The sequence below is a fragment of the Kitasatospora sp. NPDC059803 genome, from assembly GCF_042732255.1.
GTDB lineage: Bacteria > Actinomycetota > Actinomycetes > Streptomycetales > Streptomycetaceae > Kitasatospora.
In genome coordinates this window covers 1-366 of the sequence record NZ_JBHWIJ010000404.1, presented here as the reverse complement: position 1 = coordinate 366, position 366 = coordinate 1, and the positions used below count along the sequence as shown (strand labels likewise).

The 366-nt window shown below is 70.5% G+C and carries 1 protein-coding gene; it reads right to left on the bottom strand.

All coding sequences use genetic code 11. From position 1 onward, the window contains the following. Positions 1-77 precede the first annotated feature (77 nt). The coding region (locus ACFV6I_RS36640) for a PPC domain-containing protein (RefSeq protein WP_380430318.1) at positions 78-366 on the bottom strand (289 nt) is incomplete at its 5' end.

The following is a 366-nucleotide window of genomic DNA, read 5'->3' as shown; positions in this document are numbered from 1 at the left end:
CCACCCCCCGGCGGGCCCCCTCCCCCCCCCGCGGGGGCGGTCACCTGTCCGTTTTCGGTCGCTCGACGAGCGTCCGGTCAGAGTTCGCTCGTGACGCTCACCCCGCTGAAGCCCTGCTGGGCGTAGAGGCTGAAGTAGACGTAGCCGGCCGGCGGGTTGGTGATCGTCAGGGTCTCGGAGTTGTCCGGACCCGACGAGTGCGCCGTGCTGGCGTCGGTGTACGCCCAGGAGGCCGGGTTGTAGTAGAGGTCGCCGTTGCCGGTGCCGCCGCTGGTGGTGACCTTCACCTGCTTGGTGCCGGCCGGCACCAGGAGGTAGAAGTGCGCGTAGTTGCCGGTGGTCGCCGCGATGTTGCTGCGGGCGCAG